This window comes from Synergistaceae bacterium (assembly GCA_017443945.1).
Taxonomy (GTDB): Bacteria; Synergistota; Synergistia; order Synergistales; family Aminobacteriaceae; genus JAFUXM01.
The window spans coordinates 15,933-31,166 of sequence record JAFSXS010000005.1; the positions used below are offsets into that span (position 1 = coordinate 15,933).

The 15,234-nt window shown below is 40.6% G+C and carries 27 protein-coding genes and 1 pseudogene; 16 read left to right on the forward strand and 12 right to left on the reverse strand.

From position 1 onward, the window contains the following. Nucleotides 1–13 precede the first annotated feature (13 nt). Entirely contained in the window at nt 14–1,180 is a 1,167-nt protein-coding gene (locus tag IJT21_00515) for an iron-containing alcohol dehydrogenase (protein MBQ7576729.1), read from the forward strand. A gap of 40 nt (nt 1,181–1,220) precedes the next feature. On the opposite strand, the gene IJT21_00520 is transcribed toward IJT21_00515, so the two are convergent. The 11 genes and pseudogenes from IJT21_00520 to IJT21_00570 all read right to left on the reverse strand — a co-directional run bounded on the left by IJT21_00520 (nt 1,221) and on the right by IJT21_00570 (nt 8,153). Next, nucleotides 1,221–1,547: a sel1 repeat family protein gene (locus IJT21_00520; protein ID MBQ7576730.1), complete on the reverse strand. Its 327-nt coding sequence runs from the start codon at nt 1,545–1,547 to the stop codon at nt 1,221–1,223. Beyond that, a pseudogene (locus IJT21_00525) lies at nt 1,524–1,598 on the reverse strand (hypothetical protein). Before IJT21_00525 ends, IJT21_00520 begins: the two are co-directional and overlap by 24 nt. Next, a complete protein-coding gene (locus IJT21_00530; protein MBQ7576731.1) occupies nt 1,576–1,920 on the reverse strand; it encodes a sel1 repeat family protein in 345 nt (114 codons plus the stop codon). The pseudogene IJT21_00525 and the gene IJT21_00530 overlap by 23 nt, the downstream one beginning before the upstream one ends. Before the next feature lie 22 nt (nt 1,921–1,942). Beyond that, complete coding sequence (locus tag IJT21_00535; GenBank protein MBQ7576732.1) at nt 1,943–2,158, reverse strand: hypothetical protein; 216 nt, start codon at nt 2,156–2,158, stop codon at nt 1,943–1,945. 7 nt (nt 2,159–2,165) lie between these two features. Next, nucleotides 2,166–2,807, reverse strand: coding sequence for a 16S rRNA (guanine(527)-N(7))-methyltransferase RsmG (rsmG, locus tag IJT21_00540; protein MBQ7576733.1), 642 nt, complete (start codon nt 2,805–2,807; stop codon nt 2,166–2,168). Continuing rightward, complete coding sequence (locus IJT21_00545; protein MBQ7576734.1) at nt 2,779–3,273, reverse strand: nitroreductase family protein; 495 nt, start codon at nt 3,271–3,273, stop codon at nt 2,779–2,781. Before IJT21_00545 ends, rsmG begins: the two co-directional genes overlap by 29 nt. Nucleotides 3,274–3,354: 81 nt before the next feature. After that, a complete protein-coding gene (locus IJT21_00550) occupies nt 3,355–3,723 on the reverse strand; it encodes a nucleotidyltransferase domain-containing protein (GenBank protein ID MBQ7576735.1) in 369 nt (122 codons plus the stop codon). Between the two features lie 3 nt (nt 3,724–3,726). Continuing rightward, nucleotides 3,727–4,314 carry an imidazoleglycerol-phosphate dehydratase HisB gene (gene hisB / locus IJT21_00555; GenBank protein ID MBQ7576736.1) on the reverse strand — a complete coding sequence of 196 codons (588 nt, stop codon included), beginning with the start codon at nt 4,312–4,314 and terminating at the stop codon, nt 3,727–3,729. Further along, the gene (locus tag IJT21_00560; protein ID MBQ7576737.1) at nt 4,307–5,359 is read right to left on the reverse strand and encodes a histidinol-phosphate transaminase; all 1,053 of its coding nucleotides are present in this window, start codon (nt 5,357–5,359) and stop codon (nt 4,307–4,309) included. Before IJT21_00560 ends, hisB begins: the two co-directional genes overlap by 8 nt. A 124-nt stretch (nt 5,360–5,483) precedes the next feature. Next, nucleotides 5,484–6,656: a sodium ion-translocating decarboxylase subunit beta gene (locus IJT21_00565; GenBank protein ID MBQ7576738.1), complete on the reverse strand. Its 1,173-nt coding sequence runs from the start codon at nt 6,654–6,656 to the stop codon at nt 5,484–5,486. Nucleotides 6,657–6,746: 90 nt separating this feature from the next. After that, nucleotides 6,747–8,153 carry a cation:proton antiporter gene (locus IJT21_00570; GenBank protein ID MBQ7576739.1) on the reverse strand — a complete coding sequence of 469 codons (1,407 nt, stop codon included), beginning with the start codon at nt 8,151–8,153 and terminating at the stop codon, nt 6,747–6,749. 773 nt (nt 8,154–8,926) lie between these two features. On the opposite strand from IJT21_00570, the gene IJT21_00575 reads away from it, so the two are divergent. The 15 genes from IJT21_00575 to IJT21_00645 all read left to right on the forward strand — a co-directional run bounded on the left by IJT21_00575 (nt 8,927) and on the right by IJT21_00645 (nt 14,998). After that, on the forward strand, nt 8,927–9,247 hold the full coding sequence (locus tag IJT21_00575) for a hypothetical protein (protein ID MBQ7576740.1): 321 nt from the start codon (nt 8,927–8,929) through the stop codon (nt 9,245–9,247). A 12-nt stretch (nt 9,248–9,259) separates the two neighbouring features. Next, nucleotides 9,260–9,436, forward strand: a complete 177-nt coding sequence (locus IJT21_00580) for a hypothetical protein (GenBank protein ID MBQ7576741.1) — start codon at nt 9,260–9,262, stop codon at nt 9,434–9,436. A gap of 13 nt (nt 9,437–9,449) precedes the next feature. Further along, nucleotides 9,450–9,830 carry a hypothetical protein gene (locus tag IJT21_00585; GenBank protein MBQ7576742.1) on the forward strand — a complete coding sequence of 127 codons (381 nt, stop codon included), beginning with the start codon at nt 9,450–9,452 and terminating at the stop codon, nt 9,828–9,830. Further along, entirely contained in the window at nt 9,791–10,087 is a 297-nt protein-coding gene (locus tag IJT21_00590) for a type IV secretion system protein (protein ID MBQ7576743.1), read from the forward strand. Before IJT21_00585 ends, IJT21_00590 begins: the two co-directional genes overlap by 40 nt. After that, nucleotides 10,044–10,631, forward strand: coding sequence for a hypothetical protein (locus IJT21_00595; protein MBQ7576744.1), 588 nt, complete (start codon nt 10,044–10,046; stop codon nt 10,629–10,631). Before IJT21_00590 ends, IJT21_00595 begins: the two co-directional genes overlap by 44 nt. Before the next feature lie 265 nt (nt 10,632–10,896). Then, nucleotides 10,897–11,169, forward strand: a complete 273-nt coding sequence (locus IJT21_00600) for a type IV secretion system protein (GenBank protein MBQ7576745.1) — start codon at nt 10,897–10,899, stop codon at nt 11,167–11,169. An 18-nt stretch (nt 11,170–11,187) separates the two neighbouring features. Next, on the forward strand, nt 11,188–11,421 hold the full coding sequence (locus IJT21_00605) for a hypothetical protein (protein ID MBQ7576746.1): 234 nt from the start codon (nt 11,188–11,190) through the stop codon (nt 11,419–11,421). A 50-nt stretch (nt 11,422–11,471) separates the two neighbouring features. After that, nucleotides 11,472–11,942 (forward strand): TrbG/VirB9 family P-type conjugative transfer protein, encoded by a 471-nt coding sequence (locus IJT21_00610; GenBank protein MBQ7576747.1) that lies wholly within the window; start codon nt 11,472–11,474, stop codon nt 11,940–11,942. Continuing rightward, on the forward strand, nt 11,851–12,783 hold the full coding sequence (locus IJT21_00615) for a TrbI/VirB10 family protein (protein MBQ7576748.1): 933 nt from the start codon (nt 11,851–11,853) through the stop codon (nt 12,781–12,783). Before IJT21_00610 ends, IJT21_00615 begins: the two co-directional genes overlap by 92 nt. A gap of 18 nt (nt 12,784–12,801) precedes the next feature. Beyond that, complete coding sequence (locus IJT21_00620; protein ID MBQ7576749.1) at nt 12,802–13,713, forward strand: hypothetical protein; 912 nt, start codon at nt 12,802–12,804, stop codon at nt 13,711–13,713. A 4-nt stretch (nt 13,714–13,717) separates the two neighbouring features. After that, the gene (locus tag IJT21_00625) at nt 13,718–13,969 is read left to right on the forward strand and encodes a hypothetical protein (protein ID MBQ7576750.1); all 252 of its coding nucleotides are present in this window, start codon (nt 13,718–13,720) and stop codon (nt 13,967–13,969) included. A gap of 46 nt (nt 13,970–14,015) precedes the next feature. Then, entirely contained in the window at nt 14,016–14,249 is a 234-nt protein-coding gene (locus tag IJT21_00630; GenBank protein MBQ7576751.1) for a hypothetical protein, read from the forward strand. After that, nucleotides 14,165–14,335 (forward strand): hypothetical protein, encoded by a 171-nt coding sequence (locus IJT21_00635; protein ID MBQ7576752.1) that lies wholly within the window; start codon nt 14,165–14,167, stop codon nt 14,333–14,335. Before IJT21_00630 ends, IJT21_00635 begins: the two co-directional genes overlap by 85 nt. A 28-nt stretch (nt 14,336–14,363) precedes the next feature. Continuing rightward, a complete protein-coding gene (locus IJT21_00640; GenBank protein ID MBQ7576753.1) occupies nt 14,364–14,477 on the forward strand; it encodes a topoisomerase DNA-binding C4 zinc finger domain-containing protein in 114 nt (37 codons plus the stop codon). A gap of 35 nt (nt 14,478–14,512) precedes the next feature. Then, nucleotides 14,513–14,998, forward strand: a complete 486-nt coding sequence (locus IJT21_00645) for a S26 family signal peptidase (GenBank protein MBQ7576754.1) — start codon at nt 14,513–14,515, stop codon at nt 14,996–14,998. Nucleotides 14,999–15,038: 40 nt separating this feature from the next. Here the strand turns inward: IJT21_00645 and IJT21_00650 are convergent, their stop codons facing one another. Beyond that, nucleotides 15,039–15,212 (reverse strand): hypothetical protein, encoded by a 174-nt coding sequence (locus IJT21_00650; GenBank protein MBQ7576755.1) that lies wholly within the window; start codon nt 15,210–15,212, stop codon nt 15,039–15,041. Nucleotides 15,213–15,234: the final 22 nt, after the last annotated feature.

Genomic DNA, 15,234 nt, shown 5'->3' on the forward strand with positions numbered 1-15,234 from the left:
AGATAAAAGTTTTATGCAAAATTTTACGTGGCACAATCCGACTGAATTAATATTCGGCAAAGACACAGTCAAGGACTTAGCACCCAGACTCAAAGCAGATAACATTCAAGGCGTTCTGCTCGTTTTCGGCGGTAAAGGAACATTTAAGAGCGGTGCTTATGCTCAAGTTACAGAAATGTTGAATAATGCCGGAATAACTTTTTCTGAGGTCAACGACGTTAAATCGAATCCCAGAATCGATAAAGTACGCGAGGGAATTTCACGAGTCAAAGCAGGCGGAATTGATGCAATTTTACCAGTCGGCGGCGGTTCAGTGTTTGACTCAGCTAAGGCCATTGCAGCAGGTTCTTGCTATGACGGCGATGTATGGGACTTTTTCGAGGGCAAAGCAAAAGTTTCTAAAGCATTCCCGATTTATGGAGTATTAACTGCTTCTGCATCATCAAGTGAAGTAAACGGAATAGCAGTCGTCAGCAATCCGGAAAAAGAATCAAAAGTTTCAATGAACAGTCCGCTAATTTTCCCGCGAGTCTCCGTTATAGATCCATCGTTCCAAATTACTTTGCCGGAAAAACAGACAGTTTACGGCGGTGTTGATATTATTGCGCACATTTTAGAAAGAGTCTTAGACGGCGACGAGGGCAGCGAATTAATTGACGAACAAGGATATTCTTTGATTCGCACGATGATTCGCGTAATTCCTGACTTAATCGAGAACCCGAAAGATTATGACTTACGCTGTGAATATGCTTTGGCCGGAGCTATGGCGCATTGCGGTTTTCTCTCAATGGGAAGAACTGCGCGCGGGGATTTCTCGTCTCATCGTATGGGACACTCAATCAGCTTATTATTCGGAGCTGCTCACGGTGCTTCACTGTCAATAATTATGCCTGCATGGGCGAGATATTTATACGAAGATAACCCCGTACCTTTTGCGAGACTGGGCGAGGCAGTTTTTGACATCTACGACGGCACAGACGAAGAGAAAGCACTTGACGCAATAGAAGCACTTGAAGATTTCTTCAGGGACATAAACGCTCCTACAACTTTGAGAGAATTGGGAATCAAAGAGGACGATATACAAAAATTGGCCGATAACGCTTCCAAAGGCGGATCATTCGGAGTGTTGAGCAAATTAGAACCTGATGACGTGTTAGAAATTTTCAAGCTCGCATATTAGAAAAATTATTCCCCCGTGGTTTATTGCGGGGGATTTATTATTATTTCACTCTTAGACGTTGAAGAGCTTTCTTGAGATCCTTTTTTACATACTGGCCGGTTTGATACATGTGTCCGATTGCAGTCTGAGCCCATGAGTCTTTGCCGAGTTCGTCCGCTTTTATGTAGTATTCAAAGGCTTTCTGCGAATTAATTTCAGTTCCGATGCCGCGTTTATACATATTACCTGCTATTCTAAGTGCTCTGACATGATTTTGTTGTGCTGCCTTATCAAACCATTTCAAGGCTTCTGAATGATTATTTTTGTGTGCGTAATATTCTGCTAAATGAAATTGCGCGTTCATGTGGCCTTTTTCTGCTGCTTGCATGTAATATTCTGCTGCTTTCTCAATATCTTTATTGAGCCCTCCATAGCCGTTTGCCTATTTGATTGAGTGAACGCAAAATACCGCCTTCTGCACCTCTCTTGTAGAATTTAAGAGCTTGAGTCATATTTTTCTCGACACCCTGTCCATTTTGATACATCCATCCGAGATCAGCCGCCATTTTGTACCATTTTATAGCTTCGTTGTAATCCCTTTTGACTCCCTCGCCGTTATGATAGATCGTTCCGATTTTGTTCATGGCTTCAGAATCGCCGTGTTCAGCTTTTATTCTGAGAGAGTCTATATTTTCAGCAGCAAATGCTATTGAGCCTATCATCATAATAACGAGAATTACCGCAAAAAATTTTTCCTTCATGATAAAATCTTCCTCCAAAAAATTATATATTTCTCCATTTTTTCACGAATAAATAAGCCTGCCAGACTCCGAATCCTGTTACAACAATAATTACGCACAATCCCAGCAATAACGGCCAGCCATTTTTTACAAGCCATTCACAGCACCACACACCCAAAAACGCATAACCGGCGATTAATATTCCGGCTGATAGAACTTTCCCGAATAATATAACTTCACGCAAATTCTTTAACTTCATGTAACACTCACTCCCAAAATTTTTTTATTGCAGCTTGGCCGGGCTTTCTTGGGAAAATTGCGGGAGATTTTGAAACTTTTTCCCATATCACAAAACATTTAGAGAGTCCCCCGTAAAATTTTATTTCAGGTTCAGAGAGTCCGAGCTTATGCCATTTATTATTAACTTCGCTGATTTCGTCGTGAACTTTTTCGCCCTTGAACGTGATAATTTTTCCGGAAATTTTTACTAGAGGCGACAATAACTCCGCTGTTATTCCCGCACTAGCAAGAGCGCGCGCCCCGGCCAAGTCAAATTTTTCGCGGTTAATTACTGCAAAATCTTCACTTCTTGAGCAGATTATATTTATGTTCGCGAGTCCGAGTGAATTAATAATTTCCTGCATGGCCTCACACTTTTTATTTATGCTGTCGATTAGTGTAACTTGCAGATCCGGCCGCATAATTGCCCATACTACACCGGGAAGACCTCCGCCGCTGCCTACATCGATAATATTTCCTGATTCGGGCAAAAATTTTATAGATTCTAAGCAGTCAAGCACCTGCAAATTATAAATTTCTTCAGTGCCTCTAGTGCCTGTTAATCTCGCGCGCTTGCAGGAATTTAATAACTCAGCAAATTTATATAACGTGGACTCTTGAAGGCTCATATCTGTCCTCTTGAGGGTGCTTATTGAGTGGCCAGCCGATTGGAATAATAGTAAAGACTCTAAAATTTTCGGGGAGATCTAAAATTTTCGCGGCTTCCTGCATTCTATCTTCAAACGGAGCTACACCCAGCATGACAGCACCGAGTCCGAGTGATTCAGCCTCAAGCAAAATATTTTCTGTCGCGATTGCCATATCGATATTTGCCATTTCCGGGAGTCTGAGCGCGTCAAGATTGTAACATGGCACAATTACGACTGGGGCATTTGCTGCGGGCTTTGCATAGGGCGTAACGTTTGCAAGTTTTGAGATTATGTCTTTGTCGTCAGTAACCCAAAATTCCCAAGGCTGTTGATTCGTTGCACTGGGTGCGGCCATTGCTGCGCGTAAAATTTTTATGATGTACTTGCTTTCGACCTCGCGGGGTTCAAATTGTCTTGTGCTTACTCGTGTAAAAATTGCGTCCATAATTATTTTTCCTCCATTTCATGCTAAGAATAGATTTTGAAATCTCAAAGCTATAACAGCAAAGTCAAACGCGAAAACCTATTAAAGTGTGCTGACTATATTTTTGTTTGTCCATAACGTTATGCCCTCCCCGTCTATATTGTGATAAAACGGCAAATCGTCCACCCAGTCATTAAAATGCTTCTGTTCAATAGTTTTAACAGAAAATAAAGTGTCGTGCTTCAAATCAAGAGGCACAATAACATAAAGTAAATTATCTCTATCGCGCCAATCATGCTGAGTCTTCGTGATTACTGCAATATCAACATCAGACTCCGGCGTGTTGTCTCCTCGCGCAACTGATCCGTAAAGAATAATTTTTTGCGCGTCATCTCCAAGAACTGACAAAATAGCGTCAACTACTTCATCAAAAATTTCTTTGTCATCGGCCTTGATTCTTTCTCCGTACAAATTTTATAACACCCCTTTTGTTGAGGGAATCTCGTTTATGTAATCAAGATTTATTTTAACAGCTTGAGCAAGACTCCGAGCAGCAGATTTAAACGCGCATTCTATTATGTGATGTGCATTAGTGCCGGAAAATTGTTTAAAATGTAATGTGCACAAAGAATTTCTCACGAAGCCAAGCCAAAATTCTTGAGTCAATTCCGTGTCAAAATCGCCGACCTTCTGCGCCGTTATATTCATGTCCCAGCCTAAATAAGCTCGCCCGGAAAAATCTACAGCAGTCAATATTAAAGTCTCGTCCATAGGCAAAATTATATTTCCGTAACGGTTTATGCCGTGTTTCTCGCCAAGTGCCTTGTTAAATGCCTGACCTAATACGATCCCGATGTCTTCGACTGTGTGATGATAATCTACAAAAGTATCACCCTCACACTTAATGTCAAGATTAAATTTTCCGTGAGACGCAAACAAATTCATCATGTGATCGAGAAAACCGCAGCCCGTTGAGATATTATTTTTGCCTGTGCCGTCAAGATTGAGAGAGAGATTTATATTTGTCTCGCGTGTAACTCGTGAAATTTCGCATTTACGCATTGATTAAGCCTCCTAAAAGATTTAGCAATTTCTGCATTTGTTCATGTGTGCCGATAGTGATTCTATTATATTCGGGAAGACTCGAAAAATAGCGTATCATTATCCCGTTCTGCTTGAGAAAATTAAAAATTTCCTGTCCGCTGAATCTTTCATGACGAGTGAATAAAAAATTTGTCATTGAGTCAGTTACGTCAAATCCTAATTTACGCAAATTTAATTTCGTGCTTTCTCGAACATCACAAATAGATTTTATATTTTTCTCGTAATAATCGCTGTCTTCAAGTGAACCGAGTCCCGCCGCCTGAGTCATCGCATTAATATTATAGGGCGTTATAGTGTTCTTGATGTCGCGAATATCTTTAGCAAGCTCTTCATTAGCAATACAATAACCGAGCCGCCCCCCTGCAAGTGATCTCGATTTTGAAAATGTCCGAGTAACAACTAAATTTTTGTACCTGTGAATTAAATCGACTGCACTTTTTCCGCCGAAATCTATATATGCCTCATCAACTACTACAAGACTATTAGGATTCTGAAGCACAATCGACTCTATTCCCATTAAAAGTGTAGCAAGTCCCGTCGGTGCGTTGGGATTCGCAATAAAAATAGTTCTGCCGTCCATGCCTGCATAATCAGCTACATCAATCCATAAATTTTTGTTTAATGGCAGAGTTATATAATTTACGCCGTGAAATTTAGCGAGAATCTTATAAAACGAGTACGTAACTTCAGGGAATGCCGCCCCTTTTTCGCAAAATCCCATGAATAAAAAATTTAATATTTCGTCTGACCCATTGCCAAAAACTATTTCAGAAGGCTTTACATTCAGCATAACAGCAATTTTTTCAGCGAGTAACTTACATTCAGGATCGCAATAATAATTTAATCCCTTCGCGGCCTCGTGTGCGTATTCTATTGATTTAGGAGACGGCGTAAAGGGCGACTCGTTAGTGTTGAGTCTTATATAACCGTTCATGCTCTCTAGTTCTTCGCTGGTGTCGTAAGGTTCGAGAGATTGAAATTTTGCGCGTAAAAATTTGCTCATGAAATAAAATAACTCCCTTCACATAAAATTTTGCATATCATAACAATATATCAGGCAAAAATAAAACCGGGAAAACTTTTTAACATCTTCCCGGCCGTAAAATCTAAATTCTGCAAAACTTTTCTTACTGCGATAAAAGCGTGAGCATAACTCCTGCTGCAACTGCCGTACCGATAACTCCTGCGACGTTCGGGCCCATTGCGTGCATTAACAGGAAATGCCCCGGATATTCTTTCTGAACACACCTTTGAACGACTCTAGCGGCCATAGGAACAGCAGAGACTCCAGCAGCTCCGATCATAGGGTTAATCTTTCCGCCTGATAAGTGTTTCATTATCTGACCGAACACAAGCCCGCCGAATGTCGAGAATGCAAATGCTACGAGTCCAAGTGCAATAATTGCGAGTGTCTGAAGTGTTAAGAATTTATCTGCTTCCATCGTTGAACCTACAGAGAGAGCTAAGAAAATTGTTACGATATTCATTAATTCATTCTGGGCAGTGTTGCTTAATCTGTCAGTAACTCCGCACTCTTTAAGCAGATTTCCAAACATTAACGTCCCGACAAGAGGCACACACGCAGGCAAAATTAAACCTGATATAACCGTGCATATAATCGGGAATAATATTTTTTCGCGCTTGCTGACTGGTCTTAACTGTCCCATTACTATGCCGCGATCCTTCTTGCTGGTCATCGCAAAAATAACAGGAGGCTGAATCATCGGCACTAATGACATGTAACTATATGCAGCAACAGCTACAGCACCTAAAATTTGTTTCTGGCCGAGCATGACTGTTAAATAAATACTTGTTGGGCCGTCAGCACCTCCGATAATTGCAATACTCGCAGCTTCTTTGATGTTGAACGATACAAGACCGCCCGTCAGCTCGTCAACCCAGTTAGCTCCGATAAACGCAACAAAGACTCCGAACTGTGCAGCAGCTCCGAGCAAAAATGTTATCGGGTTAGCAATCAAAGGCGCAAAATCTGTCATCGCTCCGATTCCTAGAAATATTAAAATCGGGTAAATCTCGAACTCTGCACCGTAATATAACGAACGCAAAAATCCTATTGTGTTAGTCTCCGGGTTGAAACCTTCTGTGATACCTGAAAGAGGCAAATTAACAAGTAAGCAACCGAAAGCTATCGGAACTAGTAATAATGGCTCGAACCCTTTGCCGATCGCGAGATAAAGCAAGACAAACGCTACTATAATCATGATAATATTTCCCTGCGTTAATCCTGCAAAACCTGACTGAAGCATAAGATTCTTCAAGGCCGTTAAATACATCTCCATCTTACTGAATCAAATCCTTTCGCGAAAAAATTTAATGAATTCTTATATTGCCTAATTTATATCACAGACTTTGTATTATTTGCAAATAAATTATTTAGCGTTTATCCCGTGTCTTAGTCCGCGATGGATTCCCGGCATATTATTATTATTTACCTGCTGGGCTATCATGATTGGTTCATGTTTTGGCAGCTCGTTTTGAATTTCCTTTATGCGCTCGATTAATAAATTTATGACGAGTTTGTCATTATCTTGAGGCGATAAAATTTTTTCTTCGGGTGCGTTTGCGTCAAATGAATGTGATAAAGCCAGTGAAATTTTTGCACAAGCAGGGCCGATTAACTCATATAAGACGCTCGAAGCAAGTATTACAGTTCTAAGCATTTCACCTGTTGAGCCTCCAAGAGTGCGCGCGCCCAATTCAGCAAGACCGATAGCGACTCCAGCTTGAGGGATCAACGCAAGACCTAAATAATTTCTCACGAGATTACTTTTTCCCGTTATAGCACAACCCGTGAAAGCTCCTGCATATTTTCCTGCGATTCTTACAATAAAGTATACTACTCCGACAGTTAAAAGAGTCCCGCTCCCTCCCATTAACGAGCCTAAATCAAAGCATACCCCCGAACGCACAAAGAATAACAGCAAAAACGGAGGACTGAAATAATTTAGCTGCTTGAATAATTTATCATCGTCAGTAATATTTATATACACAGTCGACATGAACATGCAGCCGAGAAGAGGAGAGACTCCTAAAATCTGACAAACCCCGCAGAAACCAAACAAGACAGCAACAGAAATTATTATCCTATTGTCAGCAGATCTCTTTGCGGGAATTAAAATTTTCAGCAGGACTCCCAGCAATGCACCGATTAGAACGCTCGCAAAATTAATCAATATCGGCTGAATTATATTGCTGAATCTGAATCCAGAACCCGACGCAAGCGCAATCGAAATCGCTACACTATAAGCAAGCAGGCCGACTACATCATCAAGTGCTACAACCTGTAATAACGTGTTGACAAAATCTCCGTGCGCTCCTGTTTGTCTAATAGTCATCATAGTTGAAGCCGGTGCAGTTGCAGAAGCTAAAGCCGCAAGTACAGTAGAGAACGCTAAATCCATCCCAAGCACAAAATATGCAGCAATAAACACGAATAATGACGCGACGCAAGCCTCCAAGACCGTGATAATTAAAACTTTTGAGCCGCTGCCCTTAAGAGCATTCAATCTGAAAAATTGTCCTGTACTGAACGCAATAAACGCAAGCGCGACATCCGGCAGAAATTCAGTGTAAGTCTTCACAACATCAGGAACAAGATTCAAGCAGTAAGGGCCGATTAATATTCCTGTTATAATATATGCTGTAACGTTTGGGAGCTTGAAAAGTTTTGTGATTCGAGTCAACGCAAAGCCGCACAAAAGCATTATAGCAACCGTTATTATTCCCACAGAGACCGACGAGCCAGTGTGCAAATATTCTACAATATGAGCAAACAATTTTATTCTCTCCTTTCTCGTGTTTTGTTTGCGCATGTCATAAAAATTTCAGGTTTAATAAAAATTATATTCTAACATTTTTTCGCGCATTAACATTGTGTTACTTACTGATTAATAAAAAATTTCGTGCAAAAAAATTTTCTCCGTGAATCAATGCATTAACAAAAAATTTTTCTTTGTGAGTAATTATGAATGCTGAAGAATTTAAATATTTTCGTAGTTGTAAATGTAGTTGTAAAATTATTTTCTCGTGAATAAATGAATGTGTGAAAAGTTATTTATTGAAGTGTAATTATATACTCGCCATATTGTAAAAGCAATCAATATCGCAGAAGCCAAATCGGAAATAAATCGAAGTGTATCTGTTACTCCCTTGACACATTCTTATTTTTATGGAACATATCTTATTATTTTTTATATTCGACTACTTTTTCTGTTGATTGCTCTCCATAATGTGTATTTTTTCGCGTAATTTGTAATCGGCGGCAAGCGTATGTAAAAAAGTAATAGAGTATCGCAAAGAAGGACACACATACAAATAGACGTGTGAAGTTTTCAAAGTGGCATTAATGGGAAAAAAGCTGAAGGAAGAAGAAGCACTAAAGAAAAAGCCTATGAAATGTTAATTTAGGAAACTTGCCGCGAAAAAAACTTAAAGAGTATTTATCGACGCATACTCACAGGAAATAGCTGCTGATTACGAGAGCATTATTTCCGCCATTAGTGAGGGTAAGAGACTCGCTGATGACTGGCTCAAGGTTGAAGAAGGTTACATGAAAGTTCTTAACATGACAGCTAAAAATTTTGACAACGAACAGAAAATCAGAGACAAAATGCTTGACACCTTAAACGAAACAGACTCCGATTCTGGACAGACTAAAGCCATTCAAATTATCGGGGCTATCGTTAATCATGCGTCATTTCTTCTTGATAGAAATAATCAGGAACTAAGCGGATTCATGAAAAGTTACATCACTCGTCAGCAGGCTGAAAGACAGCGCAAAAAAGTTTCTCAGCAAAACGTCATCGAAATGGGTAAAAACGCTGCTCAGACTGAACGCTCAGGACAAACTTTTACTCCTGGATTCAAATAAGAGGTGATTAACATGTTTAATAAAAATTTCAAGATTATATTTATTGCTTTGATTTTGATTATTATGTGTGCTTCCTCTGCTGAATGTATTATTGCAACTACTCAGCTCGAAGTAAAAATTAAGGCTGTTGCTGAATGGCTCAATACTGTTGATATGAAGTTTGGCGCAGTTCTCACAGTAAGTCATTAATGAGATTAACGGCATGAAAGAGTTACTATCTGAAAATTTCTCGCAGATCAGAAGTATTCTGCAAGAAGTCGAGAGCATTACTCATTTCACAGATGATGAAAATATGCTTAAATCCCGACACCCTGACTGGCAAGTAGGCTTAAATATTAATGACCTCAAAGAACGCGATAAACAGTTAAAGCAAACTTTCGAGGCTTACTTAAAAACTCTCAACACTACAGCTAAAGATTTCAAGAATGACGAGAAGACACGCAACAAACTTTTAACAGCTTTCTCAACTGTGAAAGTAATATCGGTTTTGTTGCCGCTCATGTTGCTAAATGGATTATTTACGTCGGAGTTTTCTTCTGGATTATGTCAAGTTCAGGCGTGGCTTCGTTCCTTCCTAAATTAATCGTCAATTCCTTCATGGAGGCAGGAAAATTTATCGCAGGTCAGGAAGTTGCTCCTGATGATTTGCTCGTTGCAGGGATCAGACTGTCCGGAACTATGGCCGTTGCTCTAATCGAAATGTATTTAGTCATCTGCGGAGGTGCTATATTAGTCGGCTTCGGCGGTTTTGAGTACACTCGCGATATTGCCTTGAGTTATCTGCTTTATTCCGTCTATGGCTCAATCCGTTGTCAGCTGGGCGGCTCTGTCCTTCGGTAATGAATTATTCACATCTTCGGCTTCAACTCTTGCTCACGGGGCTGTTGGTGAAAAAAATTCAAATGGCGGACGTTCGGGAGGGTTGCTCGGTGCTGTGAAAACTGTCATTAAGGGGCTCCGTAATGCTCAAACTTCCACTTTCAGAGGCATTGCAAATACTTATGACGCTGCTAAAGAAGGCGGTTTCATCGGGGCTGTTGAACATGCCGCTTCTCATATTCCTGTCGTTAATAATCTCGTTAGTGCCGCTAAATCAGGCAAAATGCGTAATTATGTCGCCGCAAGTTTTGTATTCGGTTCTGATTCTGACAGGGCTGCCCGATACCTTGAGAACGACGCTCCGGAAATGCACTCGGCTTCAAATCCCAATAATGAAAGGATAATATTCATGCCTGATAATATTTCTCTCGATAATCCCTATTTATCCGCAAGAAAAGAATACGGCGACCGTTACGGCTCTGCTGTCAAAGATGCTGCACGGTGGAGACAAATTTCTATTTTTATGGTCATGCTTTGTCTCGTTTTCGGAGCTCTCATGATGTAGCTTACTAGTCAAAATAAAGTTGTCCCTTATATCGTACAAGTCGATAAACACGGTTACGCAGTTGCTATAAAATCTGCAAGAGGGGGTTATTGCTGATACAAGAGTCATTGTTGCTGCTCTCGGGGGCTTCTTCGTTAATTTCAAAACCGTAATCACTGATGTAGCTTCACAAAGGCGCACGGTCAATGATGTCTATTCTTATCTCGCTAAAAATAGTTCTGCTGAATCCGCTGTTTCTTAATATTACAAGGAACACAACCCCTTTATTGCTACTCAGGACAAACGAGAATATACAGTGCAGGTTGAAATTCGCTCTATTGTTCGTTCTGGCGGTAATGATAAATCTTGGCAGGTCTTATGGTCTGAAGAAAAAGTTGATCAGGGCGCAATTATCGAACGTACTGACTGGCGCGCTATCGTCTCAGTCGCTATTTCTCCTGTCCGCGAACTTGAGGAAGTCCTCAAAAATCCGCTCGGTATCTTCATTACTGAAATCAATATGGCTCAGGATATTAACATCACAAATCCGCAATCTTAACTTTTGAGGTGTCTTATCATGTACAAAAAATTTTTTGTCGTTACATTCATTATTTTCATGCTAACAAATCCGGCATTCTCCGCTATTCCGTGTTACAACAGAGAAACGGGCGAGATTATTCTTCCGTCTGAAGTCTCTTTATACGAAAATAACTCTTCATCTCAAAATGACATGGCTGAAATTCAAGCTGCTGAAATCAGATACAAAGCATTACAAGACACTGCCGAAGAAACCGCACGTATTCAGCTCTAGGAGAAAATGGACAGGAAGTCATACTTATTATCACTTGCAGACCTATGATAATGACTGATGTCGCCCTCGAACCAGGCGAAGCTATAATTGGTATTCACGCAAGAGACACCGTGCGCTGGATTTTCACTCCATCCCAGTCCATGAAAAACGGACTCTCTGTTTCTCATATCGTTGTGAAACCTTCTCAGCCAGGGATTTCTACAAATTTGCTCATTCACACTGACAAGAGAACTTATAATCTTGACTTCACTGCTACTGAAAATTCGCAGTACATTCGCGGGGTGACCTTCTCATATCAAATGAATGATTTAACCTCAATTTTCGTGAAAAGCCAGCAAAATAATTCAGGCAAAAAGGCTCTTGAGGACGAAATACAGCTTGGTACTGACGCTGTAAACTTCGATACTCTCTACACTCGCTACACAATCATTGACAAGAATAGAGTTGACTGGAAGCCTGACTCTGTTAAATTTATTCGAGGCTTCAAGGGGCGCACAGTCTATTTCACTTCCAAGACCTAAACCTCCAGAGCCCGACCCCGTCCCAGTTCCTACGTCTCCTGCTCCAAAGCCGCAAAAAGTCCGTCCGGCTTATGTACCAGTGCCTAGAATTTCTGACCTCAGAAAACAGAACCAGACTCAACGACTCTTAGCCGCTAATTCTCCTACCAGCATTCAGGCTTTCAGAGAGCAGACTCATAACGGCTGGGACAGAAAGGACGCTTTCACTAAACAGAATTTGCCTGAAGAATATTCTAAATTCAGCATCGTTTCTCCGCGCAGTGCGTTTGAACTTAAATCAGGGACTCTTTTGCCGTGTGTCTTAATTTCCGGTCTTAATTCTGATTTGCCAGGCAACATGATTGCTCAGGTCTCCGAAAATGTTTGGGATACTGCTACAGGACGTTATCTATTAATCCCTCGCGGTTCAAGACTTATAGGCACTTACGATAATCAAATTTTTTACGGTCAAAGCAGAGTTCTTGTCATGTGGAACAGGTTAATTTTTCCTGACGGAACAAGCCTCGTACTCGATAACTTGAAGGGGGCGGATCAGTCCGGTTATTCAGGCTTCAAAGGTGCTGTCAATCGTCATTGGGTGTCAATTATTTTATCGGCTCTATTCGTTTCATTGCTCGGTGCAGGAGTTGAACTTGCCGCTCCTACTAACAACAGCGATAGAGATAAAAATGATCCCCGTTCTATTCTCGCTGAAAATGCTGCCTCTGCTGTTGCTGAAGCTATAGCTCAAATTATACAGAGAGAAGCCAACAGACAGCCTACTATAAAGATTAAGCCGGGCTACAGATTTATGATTTTTGTTCAGCACGACATCATTTTTCCCCGTGTCTGGCGCAACTAAATGAAAGGAGTTATTGGTATGCGATTATTTATTGCTGAAAAACCTAGTCTTGCAAGGTCTATTGCTGCTGTTCTCGCTAAACCGCATGAGAACAACAAACTTTATATTAAGGCGGGCGATGATATTATCGCTTGGGCAGCTGGTCATTTACTCGAACAGGCTATGCCAGAACTTTACGATGAAAAATATAAACGCTGGAATATTTCCGACCTCCCGATTTTCCCTGAAGTCTGGAAAATGCTCGTCAAAAAAGAAAGCAAGGACTTATTCGACAATCTCAAAAAATTATTGAAACAAGCTGATGTTGTTGTCAACGCGGGCGACTGCGACAGAGAGGGACAGTTACTGATCGATGAAATTCTTGATTTCTGCGGATACAAAGGGGAAGTTTTAAGAATTCTCATAAGCGACACTAACCCTGAAGCTGTTAAAAAGGCTCTTGATAATCTCAAGCCCAACACTAATTTTCACGGCGACCGTGATGCTGCTCTTGCCAGAAGTCGTGCTGACTGGTTACACGGCATAAACTTAACGCGGCTTTACACAAAACTTGCTGAGAAAAAAGGTTACAGCGGAGGCCCTCTCAGAATTGGCAGGGTCAAAACTCCAGTTACTGCTCTCGTTGTAAGACGTGATGAAACTATTGAAGCGTTTATGCCTAAACCTTTTTGGATTATAAAGGCTAATATTTCAGTTGAAAATGGCTCATTTAATGCAGTATGGAAACCTAAAGACGAACAGCAAGGTCTTGACGAGAAAAAACACCTCTTTGATAAATCTATTGCTGAAAGTCTCATTTCAAGGCTTAAAGATAAGCCCGTTACTATCACTAAGTACGAGAACAAAAAACAGTCTTCAAAGCCTCCTGTTGGATTCTCTCTTCCAAGATTGCAGATAATTGCTTCAAAAATAGGATTTGTCCCCTGCTAAAACTATGGAGATTTGTAAAAAATCATACGAACAGGGCATTTTAACTTATCCTCGCTCTGATTGTGAATACTTGCCGGACGCTCATCAGGACGAGGCTGAAAAAGTTTTCTATGTCATTGAAAAAATATCTTCCGTCAAAGTCCCTGAAATAGTAGACAAAAACCGCAAAACTCCTGTATTTAACTCTAAAAAGAAGAACATCACGATATTATTCCTTCCGCGCCTTGTAAGACTACAAAGACTCTTGATGGTATGAGGCTTTAATTTTTGAGCTGGTTGCAAAGCGTTACATCTCGTTCTTCATGCCTGATTATGAGTTTTTGCAAGTCAACATTAACACTGATATTGACGGTGAATTATTCTCCGCTTCAGGTCGTCAAGTTCTTAATGAGGGCTGGAAGTCCGTTGAAAAAATTTACAGGACAAAGACGACGAAAATATTTCTACTTCATTGCCTGAAACTTCGGAAGACGAAAACGGCTTGTGCAACAATATTAACTTGCTGGAAAAGAAAACTAAAGCTCCGGCTAGATTGACTGAAGCTGCACTGCTCAAAGCCATGAATGAAGTTTACCGCTACGTTAAGGATTCTGAAATCAAGAAAATTCTCAAAGAAAAGTAACGTCAAGTGTCCCCGCTGTGGTGCTCACATGTTCTTACGAAACGGAAAAAACGGCTCATTCTGGGGCTGCTCTAACTACCCCGTTTGCAAAATGACCGCTAACGATAATAACGGCAAACCAGTTTTCAAGAAGAGAGACTGATAATGTGCAGAAAAATTTAACGCCGAAACGCTTTAATAACCATTCGTATAGGTTCTATTCTTGGAGCTTTTATTTGTTCGAAGTGCCTCATTCTTAATACTACAGCTTCTGTTCCTCGCGGACTATGGCTGAAGCTCGACACTCTACCGAAAAAAGGCGACTTCGTTCAAGTTCCTATCGAGGCTTTTAGCTCTACTGAGTGGGTGCCTCCTGAATACTTCAGAAAAAATATGTGGGGGAAAAATAAACCTTTCTTGAAAAAAGTTGCAGGACTTCACGGCGATACTATCGAGCAAGGAGATAACGGTCTTATTCTTATTAATGGTGTTCCATTCCCTAACAGTGCACCTCGTTCTCATGACAGAGCTGGAAGGTTCCTACGGGCTTTTCAGCTTCCTGTGACTCTGGCTTCTGATGAGGTCTGGCTCATGAGCGATTCTCCGTTCGGCTTCGATTCCCGTTATCTGGGGACAGCTAAATTATCAAGATGTTATAAAGCCATCCCTTTATTAACTTTCTAATCATGCCCACACTTAGAGTATTTTCTCGAAAAACTAAATTTTAATTTCTTATAATTTCTTCTTCTTCTTTCTGCCAATCTATGCCTTTTTCTCTTAATATTTTTTGCATTTCCTTTTTTAAATACCCTCCATAACCTATTTGTTCTTCAGTAATAATGCCACGCAAGTTGTTTTTTGCCTCAATTCTTGCCTCTTCGATTTCTTCTTCATACATTTCTCATAAAATCAACCTTTCC

Bases quoted from the DNA above. Each gene is read 5' to 3' on its own strand.
- IJT21_00515 (MBQ7576729.1), top strand. From the start codon at position 14: ATGCAAAATTTTACGTGGCACAATCCGACTGAATTAATATTCGGCAAA.
- IJT21_00520 (MBQ7576730.1), bottom strand. From the start codon at position 1,547: ATGCAAGCAGCAGAAAAAGGCCACATGAACGCGCAATTTCATTTAGCA.
- IJT21_00530 (MBQ7576731.1), bottom strand. From the start codon at position 1,920: ATGAAGGAAAAATTTTTTGCGGTAATTCTCGTTATTATGATGATAGGC.
- IJT21_00535 (MBQ7576732.1), bottom strand. From the start codon at position 2,158: ATGAAGTTAAAGAATTTGCGTGAAGTTATATTATTCGGGAAAGTTCTA.
- rsmG (MBQ7576733.1), bottom strand. From the start codon at position 2,807: ATGAGCCTTCAAGAGTCCACGTTATATAAATTTGCTGAGTTATTAAAT.
- IJT21_00545 (MBQ7576734.1), bottom strand. From the start codon at position 3,273: ATGGACGCAATTTTTACACGAGTAAGCACAAGACAATTTGAACCCCGC.
- hisB (MBQ7576736.1), bottom strand. From the start codon at position 4,314: ATGCGTAAATGCGAAATTTCACGAGTTACACGCGAGACAAATATAAAT.
- IJT21_00560 (MBQ7576737.1), bottom strand. From the start codon at position 5,359: ATGAGCAAATTTTTACGCGCAAAATTTCAATCTCTCGAACCTTACGAC.
- IJT21_00565 (MBQ7576738.1), bottom strand. From the start codon at position 6,656: ATGGAGATGTATTTAACGGCCTTGAAGAATCTTATGCTTCAGTCAGGT.
- IJT21_00575 (MBQ7576740.1), top strand. From the start codon at position 8,927: ATGAAAGTTCTTAACATGACAGCTAAAAATTTTGACAACGAACAGAAA.
- IJT21_00580 (MBQ7576741.1), top strand. From the start codon at position 9,260: ATGTTTAATAAAAATTTCAAGATTATATTTATTGCTTTGATTTTGATT.
- IJT21_00585 (MBQ7576742.1), top strand. From the start codon at position 9,450: ATGAAAGAGTTACTATCTGAAAATTTCTCGCAGATCAGAAGTATTCTG.
- IJT21_00590 (MBQ7576743.1), top strand. From the start codon at position 9,791: ATGTCAAGTTCAGGCGTGGCTTCGTTCCTTCCTAAATTAATCGTCAAT.
- IJT21_00595 (MBQ7576744.1), top strand. From the start codon at position 10,044: ATGGCTCAATCCGTTGTCAGCTGGGCGGCTCTGTCCTTCGGTAATGAA.
- IJT21_00605 (MBQ7576746.1), top strand. From the start codon at position 11,188: ATGTACAAAAAATTTTTTGTCGTTACATTCATTATTTTCATGCTAACA.
- IJT21_00610 (MBQ7576747.1), top strand. From the start codon at position 11,472: ATGACTGATGTCGCCCTCGAACCAGGCGAAGCTATAATTGGTATTCAC.
- IJT21_00620 (MBQ7576749.1), top strand. From the start codon at position 12,802: ATGCGATTATTTATTGCTGAAAAACCTAGTCTTGCAAGGTCTATTGCT.
- IJT21_00625 (MBQ7576750.1), top strand. From the start codon at position 13,718: ATGGAGATTTGTAAAAAATCATACGAACAGGGCATTTTAACTTATCCT.
- IJT21_00630 (MBQ7576751.1), top strand. From the start codon at position 14,016: ATGCCTGATTATGAGTTTTTGCAAGTCAACATTAACACTGATATTGAC.
- IJT21_00640 (MBQ7576753.1), top strand. From the start codon at position 14,364: ATGTTCTTACGAAACGGAAAAAACGGCTCATTCTGGGGCTGCTCTAAC.
- IJT21_00650 (MBQ7576755.1), bottom strand. From the start codon at position 15,212: ATGTATGAAGAAGAAATCGAAGAGGCAAGAATTGAGGCAAAAAACAAC.